The sequence below is a fragment of the Rhodobacter sp. CZR27 genome, assembly GCF_002407205.1.
GTDB lineage: Bacteria > Pseudomonadota > Alphaproteobacteria > Rhodobacterales > Rhodobacteraceae > Cereibacter_A.
This window is the reverse complement of record NZ_CP023549.1, coordinates 493,639-507,524: the sequence shown is the minus strand read 5'-3', so window position 1 is coordinate 507,524 and position 13,886 is coordinate 493,639. Positions and strand designations below refer to the sequence as shown.

At 69.6% G+C, this 13,886-nt stretch carries 14 protein-coding genes; 9 read left to right on the top strand and 5 right to left on the bottom strand.

All coding sequences use genetic code 11. The features are described 5' to 3' along the window. Positions 1–9 precede the first annotated feature (9 nt). Positions 10–654: an SRPBCC family protein gene (locus CK951_RS18415; RefSeq protein WP_096787671.1), complete on the bottom strand. Its 645-nt coding sequence runs from the start codon at positions 652–654 to the stop codon at positions 10–12. A 459-nt stretch (positions 655–1,113) separates the two neighbouring features. On the opposite strand from CK951_RS18415, the gene CK951_RS18410 reads away from it, so the two are divergent. The 5 genes from CK951_RS18410 (at position 1,114) to CK951_RS18385 (ending at position 6,425) form a co-directional block, all read left to right on the top strand. Next, positions 1,114–3,315, top strand: a complete 2,202-nt coding sequence (locus CK951_RS18410) for a bifunctional diguanylate cyclase/phosphodiesterase (protein WP_096787670.1) — start codon at positions 1,114–1,116, stop codon at positions 3,313–3,315. Between the two features lie 563 nt (positions 3,316–3,878). Next, entirely contained in the window at positions 3,879–4,412 is a 534-nt protein-coding gene (locus CK951_RS18400; RefSeq protein WP_096787668.1) for a sigma-70 family RNA polymerase sigma factor, read from the top strand. Then, positions 4,396–5,172 (top strand): anti-sigma factor, encoded by a 777-nt coding sequence (locus CK951_RS18395; RefSeq protein WP_096787667.1) that lies wholly within the window; start codon positions 4,396–4,398, stop codon positions 5,170–5,172. The genes CK951_RS18400 and CK951_RS18395 overlap by 17 nt, the downstream gene beginning before the upstream one ends. Before the next feature lie 27 nt (positions 5,173–5,199). Beyond that, the gene (locus tag CK951_RS18390; RefSeq protein ID WP_096787666.1) at positions 5,200–5,910 is read left to right on the top strand and encodes a Bax inhibitor-1/YccA family protein; all 711 of its coding nucleotides are present in this window, start codon (positions 5,200–5,202) and stop codon (positions 5,908–5,910) included. A 26-nt stretch (positions 5,911–5,936) separates the two neighbouring features. Next, positions 5,937–6,425 carry a DUF2076 family protein gene (locus tag CK951_RS18385; RefSeq protein WP_096787665.1) on the top strand — a complete coding sequence of 163 codons (489 nt, stop codon included), beginning with the start codon at positions 5,937–5,939 and terminating at the stop codon, positions 6,423–6,425. A 65-nt stretch (positions 6,426–6,490) separates the two neighbouring features. On the opposite strand, the gene CK951_RS18380 is transcribed toward CK951_RS18385, so the two are convergent. Both CK951_RS18380 and CK951_RS21210 read right to left on the bottom strand, forming a co-directional pair. Beyond that, positions 6,491–8,155: a cation acetate symporter gene (locus CK951_RS18380; RefSeq protein WP_096787664.1), complete on the bottom strand. Its 1,665-nt coding sequence runs from the start codon at positions 8,153–8,155 to the stop codon at positions 6,491–6,493. After that, positions 8,152–8,460 carry a DUF485 domain-containing protein gene (locus CK951_RS21210; protein WP_157764668.1) on the bottom strand — a complete coding sequence of 103 codons (309 nt, stop codon included), beginning with the start codon at positions 8,458–8,460 and terminating at the stop codon, positions 8,152–8,154. The genes CK951_RS18380 and CK951_RS21210 overlap by 4 nt, the downstream gene beginning before the upstream one ends. Between CK951_RS21210 and CK951_RS18370 the strand changes: the two genes are divergently transcribed. Further along, positions 8,450–9,292, top strand: coding sequence for a DUF4157 domain-containing protein (locus CK951_RS18370; protein ID WP_232520742.1), 843 nt, complete (start codon positions 8,450–8,452; stop codon positions 9,290–9,292). The two genes, CK951_RS21210 and CK951_RS18370, sit on opposite strands and share 11 nt — an antisense overlap. Positions 9,293–9,461: 169 nt before the next feature. Here the strand turns inward: CK951_RS18370 and CK951_RS18365 are convergent, their stop codons facing one another. Then, positions 9,462–9,737, bottom strand: coding sequence for a hypothetical protein (locus CK951_RS18365; protein WP_096787661.1), 276 nt, complete (start codon positions 9,735–9,737; stop codon positions 9,462–9,464). Positions 9,738–9,741: 4 nt separating this feature from the next. Further along, positions 9,742–10,245, bottom strand: a complete 504-nt coding sequence (locus CK951_RS18360; protein ID WP_198402510.1) for a cytochrome c oxidase subunit 3 — start codon at positions 10,243–10,245, stop codon at positions 9,742–9,744. A 340-nt stretch (positions 10,246–10,585) separates the two neighbouring features. Here CK951_RS18360 and CK951_RS18355 point away from each other — a divergent pair, with 340 nt between their 5' ends. From CK951_RS18355 to CK951_RS18345, 3 genes are all read left to right on the top strand, one after another. Continuing rightward, positions 10,586–11,170 (top strand): ANTAR domain-containing response regulator, encoded by a 585-nt coding sequence (locus tag CK951_RS18355; protein ID WP_096787659.1) that lies wholly within the window; start codon positions 10,586–10,588, stop codon positions 11,168–11,170. After that, positions 11,167–12,345 carry an ABC transporter substrate-binding protein gene (locus CK951_RS18350; RefSeq protein WP_096787658.1) on the top strand — a complete coding sequence of 393 codons (1,179 nt, stop codon included), beginning with the start codon at positions 11,167–11,169 and terminating at the stop codon, positions 12,343–12,345. The genes CK951_RS18355 and CK951_RS18350 overlap by 4 nt, the downstream gene beginning before the upstream one ends. 248 nt (positions 12,346–12,593) lie before the next feature. Continuing rightward, positions 12,594–13,886, top strand: coding sequence for a CmpA/NrtA family ABC transporter substrate-binding protein (locus CK951_RS18345; RefSeq protein ID WP_232520741.1), 1,293 nt, complete (start codon positions 12,594–12,596; stop codon positions 13,884–13,886).

The following is a 13,886-nucleotide window of genomic DNA, read 5'->3' as shown; positions in this document are numbered from 1 at the left end:
GGAACCTCCTCAGGACTTGCGGTTGCGGGAGGTGGCGATCTCGCCGGCCTCCATCAGCATCTTGAAGCGACGAAGCTCGTGGCGGCCCTGGATCGCGGGCTCCTGCCGGAAGACCTTCGCGACCAGCCGGCCCAGTTCGCCATAGGGCGGGACGTAGCTCACCACCGCCTCGACCTCGGTGCCACGGCCGGCAGGCGCGTCGCGGAAGGTGACGGCTCCCTCGGCGCGGATCTCGGAGGCATCGGTCGAGCGCCAGGCGATCAGCCTGTCCGGCACCTCCTCGATGATGCGCGTCTCAAGCGTCACCTTGCGGCCCAGCGGCGCCGCGATGGTCCATCGGCTGACATCGCCCGCGACGGTGACGTGCTCGACGGCCTCCATGAAATGCGCAAGGTTGGCGAAGTCGCGCCAGAAGGCGAACAGCTCGGCGCGCGGCCGGTTGATCGTGATGGTGCGGCCGGTCTGGGGCCGGGCCTCCTGAAGGCCCGAACGGGCGGTGCGGCCGGGGGCATCGTCGCCGGGGCGAAAGCCGACGCGGTTGTGGCGAGACTGGCTGAGCGCCAGCGCGGCGATCCCGGCTGCAGCCCCCGCCCCGGCAAGGAGCGCGAGTGTCTGCGGATCGGGGCCCCTGCGGGCGGAACGGTAAAGCGGCATGGACGGTCTCCCGAGACTGCAACCCGCCGGAGAGCCGGCGGAGCCTTCGCAACCAGAGGGTCCCCGATAGGTTCCCGCAGGGCATGCGCGACGGCGGGTCACCCGCGCAGAAGCGGGACCAACGGCCCCGGAGGCGGCCCGAGGGGGCCTCTCGCCCCGGGTTCCGCGGCGCCGGCGCCGCCTTCGCCTGTGGCTTCATCTCTTCGCAATCGACTGCCCCGGCGGGGCATCTGCGGCCCGCGGAACCTGCGATTGCTGCCCTTCTTAGGGATGGGTCGGACAAAACCCGTTGAAGCGGGCCGGGAAATCGCCCAAGCAGGTGCACAGCCGCGCCCTGAAGCAGGTCTTGTTAACCTTTGCGTGCCAGCTTGCGACGATCGGGGCGACATGCGGCCGGTGCCGCACGGCAAGGGGGACTCTCGCTGCGGACAGCCGTCCGTTCCGGATGAAGGAGACGCGATGCGCAAGCCTCGGACCTCGGCCACATTCTCGTCACAGCTGGTGGCGGCGATCCTGTTGGCATGCTTCGTCGGAACGGCCGCGATCTTCTTCCTCGGCTACACCGCGGTTCGCGCGGTGGACGAGGACGCCGAGGCGCGACAGCGGCGGTTTGCGGTCGCCGCACTGGAAGCGGATGCCGCGAAGCTCGTCTCGGACCAGCAGGTCTCCACGATCTGGAGCGAGGCGGTGCTGCGGGTCCGGGCGGCGGATCATCCGTGGATGGAAGCCAACCTCGGCCTCTGGATGCATGAATTCTTCGGCCATGACGAGCTTTACGTCGTGACGCCCGCCGACCACCCGCTGCATGTCTGGCGCAACGGCAAGACCGAGCGTCCGGATGCCGGCGCGACCCTGCCCGACCCCCTTGTGGGGCTGGTGCGGAAGATGCGGCAGGAGATGCGGGAAAAGACCGCCAACCCTGCCAGTTCGACCGACGACATCTCGGGCCTGTCGATCCAGGAGCATGTTCTGCTGGGTCGCCAGCCGGCGCTGGCCAGCGTCACGCCCATCGTGCCGGACGGACCGGACGTGCGGCAGGCGGCTGGCAGCGAGTTCCTGCATGTCGCCATCCAGTATGCCGATGCCGACATGGCCGGACGGCTGGCCGCCGCCTACGAGTTCCAGGACGCGACCTTCGTCCTGCATCCCCCCGCCGAGGCTTCGGCCGCGATCCCGCTGACCGACGCCCTCGGAAGCGAGATCGCGTGGTTTGCCTGGACACCCGACCGTCCCGGCCTGCGCCTCACGCGGCAGATGGCGCCGGTCATCGGCCTCTTCGCGCTCTGCGGTGCCGGCCTGCTGCTGTGGCTGCTCCGCCGGCTCTGGGTCGCCTCGCACCGCCTTCACCGGAGCGAAGAGGAAGCCCGCTACCTTGCGTTTCACGATCCGCTGGCCGGCATCCCGAACAGGATGCTGTTCGAGGAGCGCCTGACGCAGGCCCTGAAGCTCGAGAAGCGCGGCGGCCCGCCGGTCGCCCTGCTCTGCCTCGACCTCGACCGGTTCAAGGCGGTGAACGACACGCTCGGCCATCCCGCGGGCGACGAGCTGATCCGCCAGATGGCAGCGCGCCTGCGCTCCTACGTGCGCGAGACCGACACCGTCGCGCGGCTGGGCGGCGACGAGTTCGGGATCATCCTGATGGGAATGGGCAGCGACGAGGCGCTGGCACGCTACTGCAGCGGCCTCGTCCATCTGCTGTCGGCGCCCTACGATCTCAAGTCCGCTCAGGCCCATGTCAGCGCCAGCATCGGCGCGGTGCGCGCCGCCGATGTCGAGGGCGGGATGGAGGCGCTGATGCGCAGCGCGGATGCCGCGCTCTATCGCGCGAAGGGCGACGGCCGCGCCCGCTTCGGGATCTTCACGCCCGAGATGGACGCCATGTTCAGCCGCCGTCACGAGATCGAGCGCGACCTGCGCGCGGCGATCGCGGCGGGCGGCCAGTTCCACCTGCTCTACCAGCCCATCTTCGACGCGGAGAATGCCGTCGTCGGCGCCGAGGCGCTGGTGCGCTGGCAGCACCCGACGCAGGGTCTGCTCGCGCCCGATGTCTTCATCGGCATCGCCGAGGAAACCGGGCTGATCAATCCCCTGGGGCGCTGGGTGCTGGAGCAGGCCTGCATCCTGGCGGCCACCGCCGGGCTGCCCAAGATCTCGGTCAATGTCTCGCCGGTGCAGCTGCGGGATGAGCGCTTCGGCCAGCAGGTGCTGGACGTGCTGGCGGCAACCGGCCTGCCCGGCCGCATGCTGGAGCTCGAACTGACCGAGCGGTTCACGCTGGACGCCGACCGGGCGACGACGGCGAACCTCGATCAGCTGCGCGCCGCCGGGATCTCGATCGCGCTCGACGACTTCGGCACCGGCCAGTCGCTGCTGCGCTACGTCCGCGACTACCCGATCGACACCATCAAGATCGACCGCTCGTTCGTGAGCCGGCTGGGCACGGGCGACGGCACCGATCAGGTGGTGCGCGCCATCGTCGATCTGAGCCGGGCAATGGGGATCGAGATCACCGCCGAAGGGGTCGAGAACGAGGCGCAGCGCGACCTGCTGCTGGGGATGGGCTGTCATGTCTTCCAGGGCTTCCTGCTCGGGCGCCCCATGGACCCGCTGCGCCTCGCCGCGCTGACGGCCCGAAAGGGAACGGCGCAGAAGCGGGCCTGAGCGACAGGCGGCCGCCGCGACCCCGGCGCCAGGATCCGACACCGGCCGCGCGCCGCGGATGCGGACCCGTGGAGGGCCGGCACGGGCTCTGCCATCGGTCCGGCGGTGTCGCGCGGCCTGTCCTTTCCGCAATCCGAGGGAAGGTGCGCTTCTGGCCCTCGCGGCCCGGGCGCCCCGCCCGGGGCGGCGGGACAGGCCTGGCACGACGCGATCCCGTCTATGCCCGCCACCGCTACATGGCCGTCTTGCATGACGGCCCGGAAAGACCCGTGGTCCACGTGGACGGCGCGCCCAAGGGCATCCTGATGATGTGCCGGGCACTCAGCGCGGCCGAGGGCGTCACCGGCACGCCGGCGCGCCGGCCATCGCGCGGATGATCGGCCTGGACAAGCCCTCCCGGGTGCTGACCGGCCACCGGTCTTGACGGGCTCGACGATGCGATGCTGGCGGCGGAGGTGCTGGGCGCCGATGTCTTCGCCCGCAGGCTCGCGCTTTCCGCCGGCTGATCCGAAATTTAACCGGCGAAGGATGAAGACGGCCGGCGGTTCCGTATATCCTGCAAGATGCGAGAGACCGATGACATCCTTTCCGAACTGACGCCGCTCCGGCGCTATGCGCGCTCGCTCACGCGCGACGCGGCGGATGCCGAGGATCTGGTGCAGGAGGCGCTGCTGCGCGCGCATGAGCGGCGCGGCAGCTTCCGGCGCGGCGCGGGCCTGCGGGTCTGGCTGCTGTCGATCCTGCACAACCTGTTCATCGACGGCCTGCGCAGCCGCCGGGCCCGCGAGCGGCGCGAGGCAGCGGCGGGCGAGCTGTTGCCCTCGGTGGTGCAGGCCCCGCAGGAGATGGCGGTGCGGCTCGCGCAGATCCGCGAGGCCTTCAACCGCCTGCCCGAGGAGCAGCGGTCCGCGCTGCATCTCGTGGCGATCGAGGGGCTGTCCTATTCCGAGGCCGCGGCGGTGCTCGGTGTGCCGCAGGGCACGCTGATGTCGCGGATCGGGCGCGCGCGCGCCGCTCTGCGCGCCTTCGAGGAGGGCGAGGCCCCGGCACGGCACTCGCTTCGGATTGTGGGAGGACGCGATGCGGACGATGCATGATCCCGTGACCGAGTTCGACCTGGTGGCCTATGTGGACGACCAGCTCGACCCGTGGCGGCGGGTGGCGGTCGAGCGGCATCTGGCGGCGCATCCCGACGCGGCGGCGCGGGTGATGGCCGACCTTCAGGGCCGCGACGAGCTTCGCCTTGCGTTCGCCGAGACCCTGCCGCCCGAGGCGCCCGCGACGCGGGCCGCGGCGCGTCGTCTGGCCCTCGGCCTCGGCCGGGACCGCCTGCTCGCCCGTCTTGCCCCGATGGCGGCGGTTCTGGTGCTTGGCGGGATGCTCGGGGCCGGCGTCGCGGGCCTCGGGCCGCTGCGGGTGCCGCAGGTCGTGGCCTCCGAGGCGCCGCCGGTCTTCGTGCAGGCCGCGCTCGAGGCGCACGAGGCCGGGCGCCTGCGCCTCTCGATGGCCTCGCAACCGGCGGCCCCCGGCTTCGATGCGGCCGAGATCCGCGCGGCGACCGGCATCCGCCTGCCCGCGCTGCCGCGGGACTGGACGGTCCGGGACGTGCAGATCTTCCCCTCGGCCCAGGGACCGAGCGTCGAGATGGCGCTGGAGACGCCCGAACTGGGCCGGATGTCGCTGTTCGCGGTGCGGCCCGGAACCTTCCGCGTGGCCCTGCCGCACGAGACCGACCAGCGCGGCCTGCATGTCGCCTGGTTCCAGATCGGCGAGGTGGCGCATGTCCTCGTGGCCGAGGCCGCCCCGCCGAAAGCCCTGCGTGCCGCCGCCGAGGGGCTGTCGCGCACGCTCTACTGATCCTTCATCCTGACGGAGATCCGAACCATGACCCTGCCTCCCCGCAGCCGCAGCGCCGGCTTCGCGCCCGCCGCCGTCATCGACAACGGCCTGCGCGCGCACATGCTGCGCATCTACAACTACATGGGCGCGGGCCTCGCGCTGACCGGCCTTGTCGCCGTTCTGGTCGCGGCCACGCCCGCGCTTTACGTGCCCATCTTCTCGACACCGCTGAAATGGCTGGTGATGCTGGCGCCGCTCGGCTTCGTGCTGTTCCTGTCGTTCCGGATCGAGGCCATCTCGGCCGCGACGGCGCAGGCGCTGTTCTGGGCTTTCTGCGCCGTGATGGGGCTGTCGCTCGCCTCGGTCTTCCTCGTCTTCACCGGCACCTCGATCGCCCGGGCCTTCTTCGGCGCGGCCGCCATGTTTGCCGGCATGAGCCTTTACGGCTACACGACCAAGCGCGACCTGAGCCAGTTCGGCAGCTTCCTGATGATGGGCCTGATCGGCGTCATCATCGCCAGCGTCATCAACCTGTTCCTCGGCTCGTCCGCGCTTCAGTTCGCCATCTCGATCATCGGCATCCTGGTGTTCGTGGGCCTCACGGCCTGGGACACGCAGGCCATCAAGCTGCAATATGCCGAGCATCACGACTCGGAGACGTCGCAGAAGCTTGCGGTGATGGGGGCGCTGTCGCTCTACCTGAACTTCATCAACATCTTCCAGCTCCTGCTTTCCCTGACGGGCGAGCGTGAGTGACCGCATAAACAGTAAAAGAGGACAACATGGACCATAACGACCGTCAGGCCATCGAAGGGCTGTTCCGGAAGCTTTCCGAGGTGGAGCGGCAGGCGCCCGCCCGCGATCCCGAGGCGGATGCCTTCATCGCGCAGCGTCTCGGCGCGCAGCCCGGCGCCCCCTATTTCATGGCCCAGACCATCGTCGTGCAGGAACAGGCGCTGGAGCAGGCGCAGACCCGGATCGAGCAGCTCGAGGATCAGCTGCGTCAGGGCGGCCAGCAGGGTGGTTTCCTTGGCCGGCTGTTCGGCGGCCCCGCCGTGCCGCCGCCGCGCCGGCCCGCCTACGGGCAGGCGCCGATGTCCGGCGGTGGCGGCGGTTTCCTTTCCGGCGCCGCGCAGACCGCGATGGGCGTGGCGGGCGGCGTGCTGCTCGGCAATGCCATTGCCGGGATGTTCGCGGGCGAGGCCGAAGCGGGCGAGGTCGAGGAGGATCCGGGCTTCGACGAAGGCGGCTTCGACGACAGCGAATTCTGATCGCCTGACATGAAAAGGGGGCGCGGCCGGTTTCCCGGCCGCGCCCCTTTCCCTTGCCCGACGGCTCAGTGCGCGAGGGCTCCCGCCGCACCGAGGCCGGTCTCGGACCGGACGAACTGCGCCGGGAAGCCCGCGCGGTCGATCCGGGCCCGGTCGGAGCGGTCGGTGATCGAGAAGAACCAGATCCCCGAGAAGGCTGCGACCATCGAGAACAGCGCATACTGCTCGTAGGGGAAGATCGCCGTCTCGAAGCCCAGCACCTTGACCCAGACCGTCGGCCCCAGCACCACGCAGGCCACCGCCGAGACGAGGCCCATGAGCCCGCCGACGAAGGCGCCGCGGGTGGTCGTGCCCTTCCAGAAGATTGACAGGAACAGCACCGGGAAGTTCACCGAAGCCGCAAGGCCGAAGGCGAGGCTCACCATGAAGGCGATGTTCTGGTTCTCGAACACCAGACCCAGCGCGATGGCGAGCACACCCAGCACCAGCGTCGCTAGCCGCGACACCCGCATCTCTGTCTTGTCCGAGGCCGCGCCCTTCTTGATCACCCGGGCATAGAGGTCATGGCTGACCGCAGAGGCGCCCGAAAGGGCCAGGCCCGACACCACCGCGAGGATGGTCGCGAAGGCCACTGCCGAGATGAAGCCCAGGAACACGTCGCCACCGACTTCGCCCGACAGGTGGATCGCCGCCATGTTGCCGCCGCCCACCAGCGCGCCCTCGGCATCGAGGTAGGCCGGGTTGGTGCCGACCAGCGTGATGGCGAGGAAGCCGATCGTCACCGCGAGCACGAAGAAGTAGCCGATGAAGCCTGTGGCGTAGAACACCGACTTCCGCGCCTCCTTCGCATCCGGCACGGTGAAGAACCGCATCAGGATGTGGGGCAGGCCCGCCGGGCCGCACATCAGCGCCAGCGCGAGCGAGACCGCGGTGATCGGGTCCGAGATCGAGCTGGACGGCGCCAGGATCGCATCATGCGCCGCGTGGTTGTCGAGCGCGGCCTGCATCATCGCCTCGGGCGAGAAGCCGAACTGCTTGAGGCCGAGGAAGACGAGGATCGTGCAGCCGCCGAGCAGCAGCACCGCCTTGACGATCTGGACCCAGGTCGTGGCCAGCATGCCCCCGAAGGTCACGTAGAGCATCATCAGCACGCCCACGAGCACCACGGCATAGGTGTAGTCCAGCCCGAACAGCAGCTGGATCAGCTTGCCCGCGCCCACCATCTGCGCGATCAGGTAGAAGATCACCACGGTGAGCGCGCCAAAGGCCGAGAGCGTGCGGATCTTCGTCTGCTCGAGCCGGAAGGATGCCACGTCGGCGAAGGTGTAGCGGCCGAGGTTGCGAAGGCGTTCCGCGATCATGAACAGGATGAGCGGCCAGCCGACCGTCCAGCCTACCGTGTAGAAGACGCCGTCCACGCCCTTGCCGAACACCATGCCCGACACGCCGAGGAAGGCCGCTGCCGACATGTAGTCACCGGCGATGGCGAGGCCGTTCTGGAAGCCCGTGATGCCACCGCCCGCGGTGTAGAAGTCCGAGGCCGACTTGGTGCGCCGCGCGGCCCATGCCGTCAGCAGCAGCGTGGCTGCCACGAAGAACAGGAACATGCCGATGGCGATGACGTTCACGGAGCGCTTGGCGACCTCGCCCTCGATGGCGCCGCCGGCGGCAAGGCCGGAACCGGCGATGGCCACGAGCGCAGCGGCCGACAGGAAGAAGACACGGATCATATGGCGGCTCCCCGGATGGCTTCGCGGGCAAGCCGGTCGAACTGCCCGTTGGCGCGGGCGGTGTAGATCCCGGTCATGACGAAGGCGAAGGCCTGGATGCAGAAGCCGCCGACGAGCCCTACGCACCACGCCGAGGTGCCGAACAAGCGCATCGAGAACAGGGGCGGGTTGAAAACCGCGATGGCGACGAAGCTGACATAGACCGCCAGCACGATGATCGAGAGCGTGATGGCGAAGCGGTTGCGGCGCGCGACCAGCTGCTGGAAGCGTGGGTCGGCGAGGATCTTTTCGTGTATGGGAACCATGATCTCCTCCTCGGTACACGGCGTGCGAAATATTCGTTTGCGAGAGCAATTCATAGCGAAACTTTTGCTCGCGCAGCATTCGACTTCGCAGGTGCGGCACAATGCGGCGGAGGGCGCCGGCGGTTTGCCGCTTTCCGAGGCGGAGCCGCAGGTTGACAGCCGGCACCGCAGCGGAAACAGTGCTTTGACCGGGCCTGAAGGACCGGGACACCTCGTCGGAGCCGCGGCCATGCGCAGGACAGGACGCTGCCTGATCCTCCTGTTGCTGATGAACCTGACTCCGCCGGGCGCGGTGGCGCAGGGTGGCGGATCGCTCTCCGGCACCGGGGAGGCGGCTGATTCCCTCGCCCGTGCCCTCGCGCTTGCGGGGACCGAGCAGGCCGTGACACTTCTTGCGGCCTCGATCGATGACGCGCGCCGGCAGGCCATAGCCGAGGGGGTGGCCGAAATTCCCGGCGCGATCCGCGCGCAATTGGAAGGCATGGTTCCGCAGGTCGATCTGGAGGCGGTGCGCTGGCGGGTCGGCGGCGGCAGCGAGCTGTCGCTGCAGCGCAACGCCATCCTTCACGGCGGCGCCTCGGCGATCACGCTGGTGGATGTGGTGGTCTTTGCCGACGAGGGTGACGCGCTGGCCAATGCCACGCTCTGGGCGCATGAGCTGCGCCATGTCGCGCAGTATCGCGAATGGAGCCTGATGGAGTTCAGCCGCCGCTATGTCACCGATCACGAGACGGTCGAGGCCGACGCGGTGGCCTTCGCCGCCGGCGTCCGGAGCCGCTCGCTGCCGCAGGGCGCGCTTCGCCCGCCGCCGCCGCGCCCCGACCCGCGCTGAGATTGGCGCGCGCCAGGGTGGGGCAGGGCGAAGGCCGCCCGACGATCGTTGCCCTGGGCTCGCCTGCCACGGCCGGCGGATCATCCGGGTTGACGACCATGGTCAGGACCCCGGCCCCCGCGCGGGCTTCTGGCGCAGACCAAATCCCCGCGCCAACGCCCGGTTGCCCTCATGCCAAGGGGGCGAGGAACAGGCCGGCCAGCAGGACGAGATAGAGGAACAGGACGCCGGAGAACACCCTCCGGGCGGCGGGGGTCTGGTCGAGGCGGAGATAGGCCCCGAGGATCGTGCGCGACTTCAGCCATGTGACGCCCAGCAGAAGCGCGCCGCCCCAGGCAAGGCCGCGCGGGTCCAGAAGCCCGGCCCCCGCCAGTTCGGCGAAGGCGGTCGAGGCCGCGGACAGCAGCAGAAGCAGAAGCCAGGCACGGAACAGCCGGTCGGGCATCGGGTCACCTCAGCAGATAGACAACGGGCAGGATCAGCACCCAGACCAGGTCCACCATGTGCCAGAAGGCGGCCGCCATCTCGACACCGGCCGGCCAGCAGCGCCAGCCGACCACCGCGAAAAGGATGACCCCGCCAGCGACATGCGCCGCATGAAAGCCGGTCAGCAGGTAGTAGAACATGAAGAACGGATGGCTCTCGGTGCCGATGCCGAGCTGTGCCAGCGCGCCGAACTCGCTGCCCTTGACGGCAAGGAAGACGAGGCCGAGCGCGGCCGCGGCCAGCAGCCAGAGGCGCGTTGCCGCCGTCCGGCCGGCCTCGGCCGCACTGACAGCGCGGGCGGCAAAGAGGCCGGAGGTGACGAGGACCAGCGTGTTGACCCCCGCCGCGCCACGATGGAGCATGTCCTGCGCCCCGGCAAAGCCCGCCGGATCGTTCAGACGCACGGCGAGCAGAGCAGCCAGACCGGCCCCGAAGACCAGCAGTTCCGACACGATCAGGATCCACATCATCAGATCGCCGGGAAGCGGCGGGCCAACCGGCGCCGGAGCGGCGGCCGTCGCCGGACAGGTGTTCGCTGATGCGGCCATGAGACATTCCCGAGGTTCTGAGCCTGCGGCCATCCTTGCGCAGGCCGCGGCGCGGAACGTTGCGCCCCCGCAACAACTGCGGCATCCGGACGCGGCGCTCGCGATCTGCCCGATCCATGGGCAAACCGAAAAATAGCGCCCACGAACGCGGCATCAGCGCAGGGGCACCGTCCGGAAAGGGCGCGCCGGCCTCATCCGCGCTCATCTGACCGCGCGATCCATGAAAGCACGAGGCAAGGCCGCACGCACAGGAACCCGCATGGAGAAGCGTCTTTCGATCGTGGTCGTCGAGCGCGACAGGGAGCGCGCCCTGCGGATCGTCGACGGCCTGCGCGAGGCCGGGGATCACGAGATCCAGATCGTTTCGGAAGAGGCGGGGCTAGCCCGCCACATCACCGACCGCCGGCCGGACATCGTGCTGATCGACATCGCCAATCCCTCGCGCGACATCCTCGAGGAACTCGCGCTGGCCTCGGGCCCGATGGAGCGGCCGGTGGCGATGTTCGTCGACCGCTCGGACGAGCAGCTGACCCGCGCCGCCATCGAGGCCGGCGTCTCGGCCTATGTGGTGGACGGGCTGCGCACCGACCGCATCAAGCCGATCCTCGATGCCGCCATCGCCCGCTTCCACATGTTCCAGCGCATGCGGGCGGAACTGGCGGCCACACGAGCCGCGCTGGAAGAGCGCAAGATCATCGACCGCGCCAAGGCGATCCTGATGAAGGCACGCGGCATCGACGAAGAGGCTGCCTATGCGCTGCTGCGCAAGACGGCGATGGATCAGGGCCGCCGCGTGGCCGACATCGCCCAGCAGCTGGTGATGGCGGCGGGGCTTCTGACATGACGGCGCAAGTCCTGACGCTGGGATACCTGCCTCTGACCGATGCCGCACCGCTGATCGTGGCGCATGAACTGGGATTCGCCGCCGAGGAGGGGCTGGACCTGCGCCTGCTGCGGCTGGCGAGCTGGGCGCAGAGCCGCGACCTCCTGGGGGCCGGCGTGATCGATGCGGCGCACATGCTGGTGCCGATGCCGATCGCGCAGTCGCTGGGGCTGGGTCCGGCGCTGCCCGATGTCGATCTGGTGATGGTGCTGTCGCAGGGCGGACAGGTGATCGCCGTCAGCAGCGACCTGGCCGGGACAATGCGTGCCGCGGGGCATTCCTTCGACTTCGCCGATCCGGTCGCGGCGGGCTCGGCGCTGCACCGAAGTTCCGGCGGGCGGCTTCGGGTCGGCGTCCCGTTCCCTTTCTCGACCCAGGCGGAGCTGGTCTGGCACTGGCTCGGCGCCTCGGGCTTCGACCGCGCGGGCGTCGAGGTGGTGACCGTGCCGCCGCCGATGATGGCCGGGGCGGTTGCGCGCGGCGAGGTGGATGCCTTCTGCGTCGGCGAGCCATGGGCCTCCTTCGCGGTGGAGACTTCTGTGGCGGCGCTGCTGCTGCCCGGCAAGGCAATCTGGGCCTCGCCGCCCGAGAAGGGCCTTGTCCTGCGGCGGGACTTCATCGAGACGCGCGGCGACGACACCGGCCGGCTGATGCGGGCGATCTGGCGGGCGGGCCGCTGGCTCGACCGGCCCGAGAACCGCGGCACCGCGGCCGAGATCGTCTCACGCGCGGATTATCTCAACCTGCCTTCGGAACTGGCCGAGCGCGGCCTGACCGGCCGGCTTCTGGTGTCCCCCGCGGGCGAGATGCGCCAGCTGCGCGACTTCATCGCCTTCCATGACGGCGCAGCCACCTTCCCGTGGAAGAGCCTCGCCGCCTTCTTCGCCGGCCGGATCGCGCGGCGCCACGGCCTCGAGGTGGCCCCGGCGATGGAGCGGGCGATGGGCTGCTTCCGCTCGGACATCTACCGGCAGATGCTGCGCCCCGCGGGCGCGGACCTGCCGGGAGCCTCGGCCAAGGTCGAGGGGTCGATGCGGCATGCCCACGCGGTCGCCTCGGAGAAGGGCCGGATGATTCTGCGCCCCGACGCCTTCTTCGACGGCCACATCTTCGAGCCGCCGTTCGCACGCCGCTGAGTTTTACGGCACGGATGGCGCGCCGCTCGGCAAAGTCGCGCTGCACCTGCAAAAGGGCCCCGCGACGCTTGACCCGAGCAAAAGAGACCGGCAGTCTTCCTCAAAAGGCGGGTGCAACGGCGCATCCTCCTTCCCCTCCCGCAAGGACGCGGGTCTCCCACAGGCAATGACGCCACCAGCTCGCGTGCCCCTTCGGGCTGCGCATGCGGTGGCTTTTTTCGTTCCGCAAGTTCCGAAAGGACAGCCCGATGACAGCCCTCAGGACCAGCACCCGCCGATCCTTCCTGAAGACCGCCGGCCTTGCCGCCACCGTCGCCGCCGCCCGGTCGCTTCTGCCGGGAGGCGCCTGGGCCGCCCCCGCCGCGCCGGAGGTGCCCGGCGCGCGCCTCGGCTACATCGCCCTGACCGACAGCGCCCCGCTTATCATCGCGCAGGAAAAGGGATTTTTCGCCCGCCACGGCATGAGTGAAATGGCGATCGAGAAGCAGGCCAGCTGGGGCGCCACCCGGGACAACATGGCGCTTGGCGGCGCCAACGGCGGCATCGACGGCGGACACATCCTGCGGCCGAAGGTGCACCTCTATTCGACCGGCAAGGTGATGCAGAACGGCCGGCCGCTGCCGATGTACACGCTTCTCAACCTGAACGAGCAGTGCCAGGGCATATCGGTCGCCCGCGCCCATGCCGATCTCGGCGTCGGCCTGGACTCCTCGCCGCTCAAGCCCATCCTTGCGGCGAAAAAGGCTTCCGGCGCCGAGGTGCCGATGGCGATGACCTTCCCGGGCGGCACGCATGATCTGTGGATGCGCTACTGGCTGGCGGCGGGCGGCATCGATCCCGACCGCGACGTGGACCTGATCGTGGTGCCGCCGCCGCAGATGGTGGCCAACATGAAGGTCGGCAACATGGAGGCCTTCTGCGTGGGCGAACCGTGGAACGAGCAGCTGGTGAACCAGGGCATCGGGTTCACCGCCACCACCACCGGAGAGATCTGGGCGCGCCATCCCGAGAAGGTCCTGGCGATGCGGGCGGACTGGGTCGACGCCCATCCCAACGCGGCGAAGGCGATCCTGATGGCGGTCATGGAGGCGCAGATCTGGTGCGAGGATCCGGCCAACAAGGACGAGATGGCAAAGATCGTCTCGGGCCGGCAGTGGTACAAGGTTCCGGCCAAGGACATCATCGGCCGCCTGAAGGGCGAGATCAACTATGGCAACGGCCGGCAGGAAAGCCGTCCCGATCTCGCGATGAAGTTCTGGGGCGAGCGGGGCGAGACCTCCTTCCCGTGGAAGTCGCTCGACAGCTGGTTCATCACCGAGAACAAGCGCTGGGGCTATCTGCCCGGCGATCTCGACGCCGCGGCGCTGGTCGGGCGAACGAACCGCTCGGATCTCTGGCTCGAGGCCGCGCGCGAACTGGGCTTCGACACGACGGGCTTCGGCGACAGCCGCGGGGTCGAGACCTTCTTCGACGGCAAGACCTTCGACCCGGCCGACCCCGAGGCCTATCTGGCCAGCCTCGCCATCAAGGCCGTGGCGTGA

Excerpts from the sequence above, each read along its gene's own strand:
- CK951_RS18345 (WP_232520741.1), top strand. The coding sequence starts at position 12,594 with ATGACAGCCCTCAGGACCAGCACCCGCCGATCCTTCCTGAAGACCGCC.
- CK951_RS18355 (WP_096787659.1), top strand. The coding sequence starts at position 10,586 with ATGGAGAAGCGTCTTTCGATCGTGGTCGTCGAGCGCGACAGGGAGCGC.
- CK951_RS18390 (WP_096787666.1), top strand. The coding sequence starts at position 5,200 with ATGACCCTGCCTCCCCGCAGCCGCAGCGCCGGCTTCGCGCCCGCCGCC.
- CK951_RS18380 (WP_096787664.1), bottom strand. The coding sequence starts at position 8,155 with ATGATCCGTGTCTTCTTCCTGTCGGCCGCTGCGCTCGTGGCCATCGCC.
- CK951_RS18410 (WP_096787670.1), top strand. The coding sequence starts at position 1,114 with ATGCGCAAGCCTCGGACCTCGGCCACATTCTCGTCACAGCTGGTGGCG.
- CK951_RS18365 (WP_096787661.1), bottom strand. The coding sequence starts at position 9,737 with ATGCCCGACCGGCTGTTCCGTGCCTGGCTTCTGCTTCTGCTGCTGTCC.
- CK951_RS18395 (WP_096787667.1), top strand. The coding sequence starts at position 4,396 with ATGCGGACGATGCATGATCCCGTGACCGAGTTCGACCTGGTGGCCTAT.
- CK951_RS18350 (WP_096787658.1), top strand. The coding sequence starts at position 11,167 with ATGACGGCGCAAGTCCTGACGCTGGGATACCTGCCTCTGACCGATGCC.
- CK951_RS18415 (WP_096787671.1), bottom strand. The coding sequence starts at position 654 with ATGCCGCTTTACCGTTCCGCCCGCAGGGGCCCCGATCCGCAGACACTC.
- CK951_RS21210 (WP_157764668.1), bottom strand. The coding sequence starts at position 8,460 with ATGGTTCCCATACACGAAAAGATCCTCGCCGACCCACGCTTCCAGCAG.
- CK951_RS18385 (WP_096787665.1), top strand. The coding sequence starts at position 5,937 with ATGGACCATAACGACCGTCAGGCCATCGAAGGGCTGTTCCGGAAGCTT.
- CK951_RS18360 (WP_198402510.1), bottom strand. The coding sequence starts at position 10,245 with ATGTGGATCCTGATCGTGTCGGAACTGCTGGTCTTCGGGGCCGGTCTG.
- CK951_RS18370 (WP_232520742.1), top strand. The coding sequence starts at position 8,450 with ATGGGAACCATGATCTCCTCCTCGGTACACGGCGTGCGAAATATTCGT.
- CK951_RS18400 (WP_096787668.1), top strand. The coding sequence starts at position 3,879 with ATGCGAGAGACCGATGACATCCTTTCCGAACTGACGCCGCTCCGGCGC.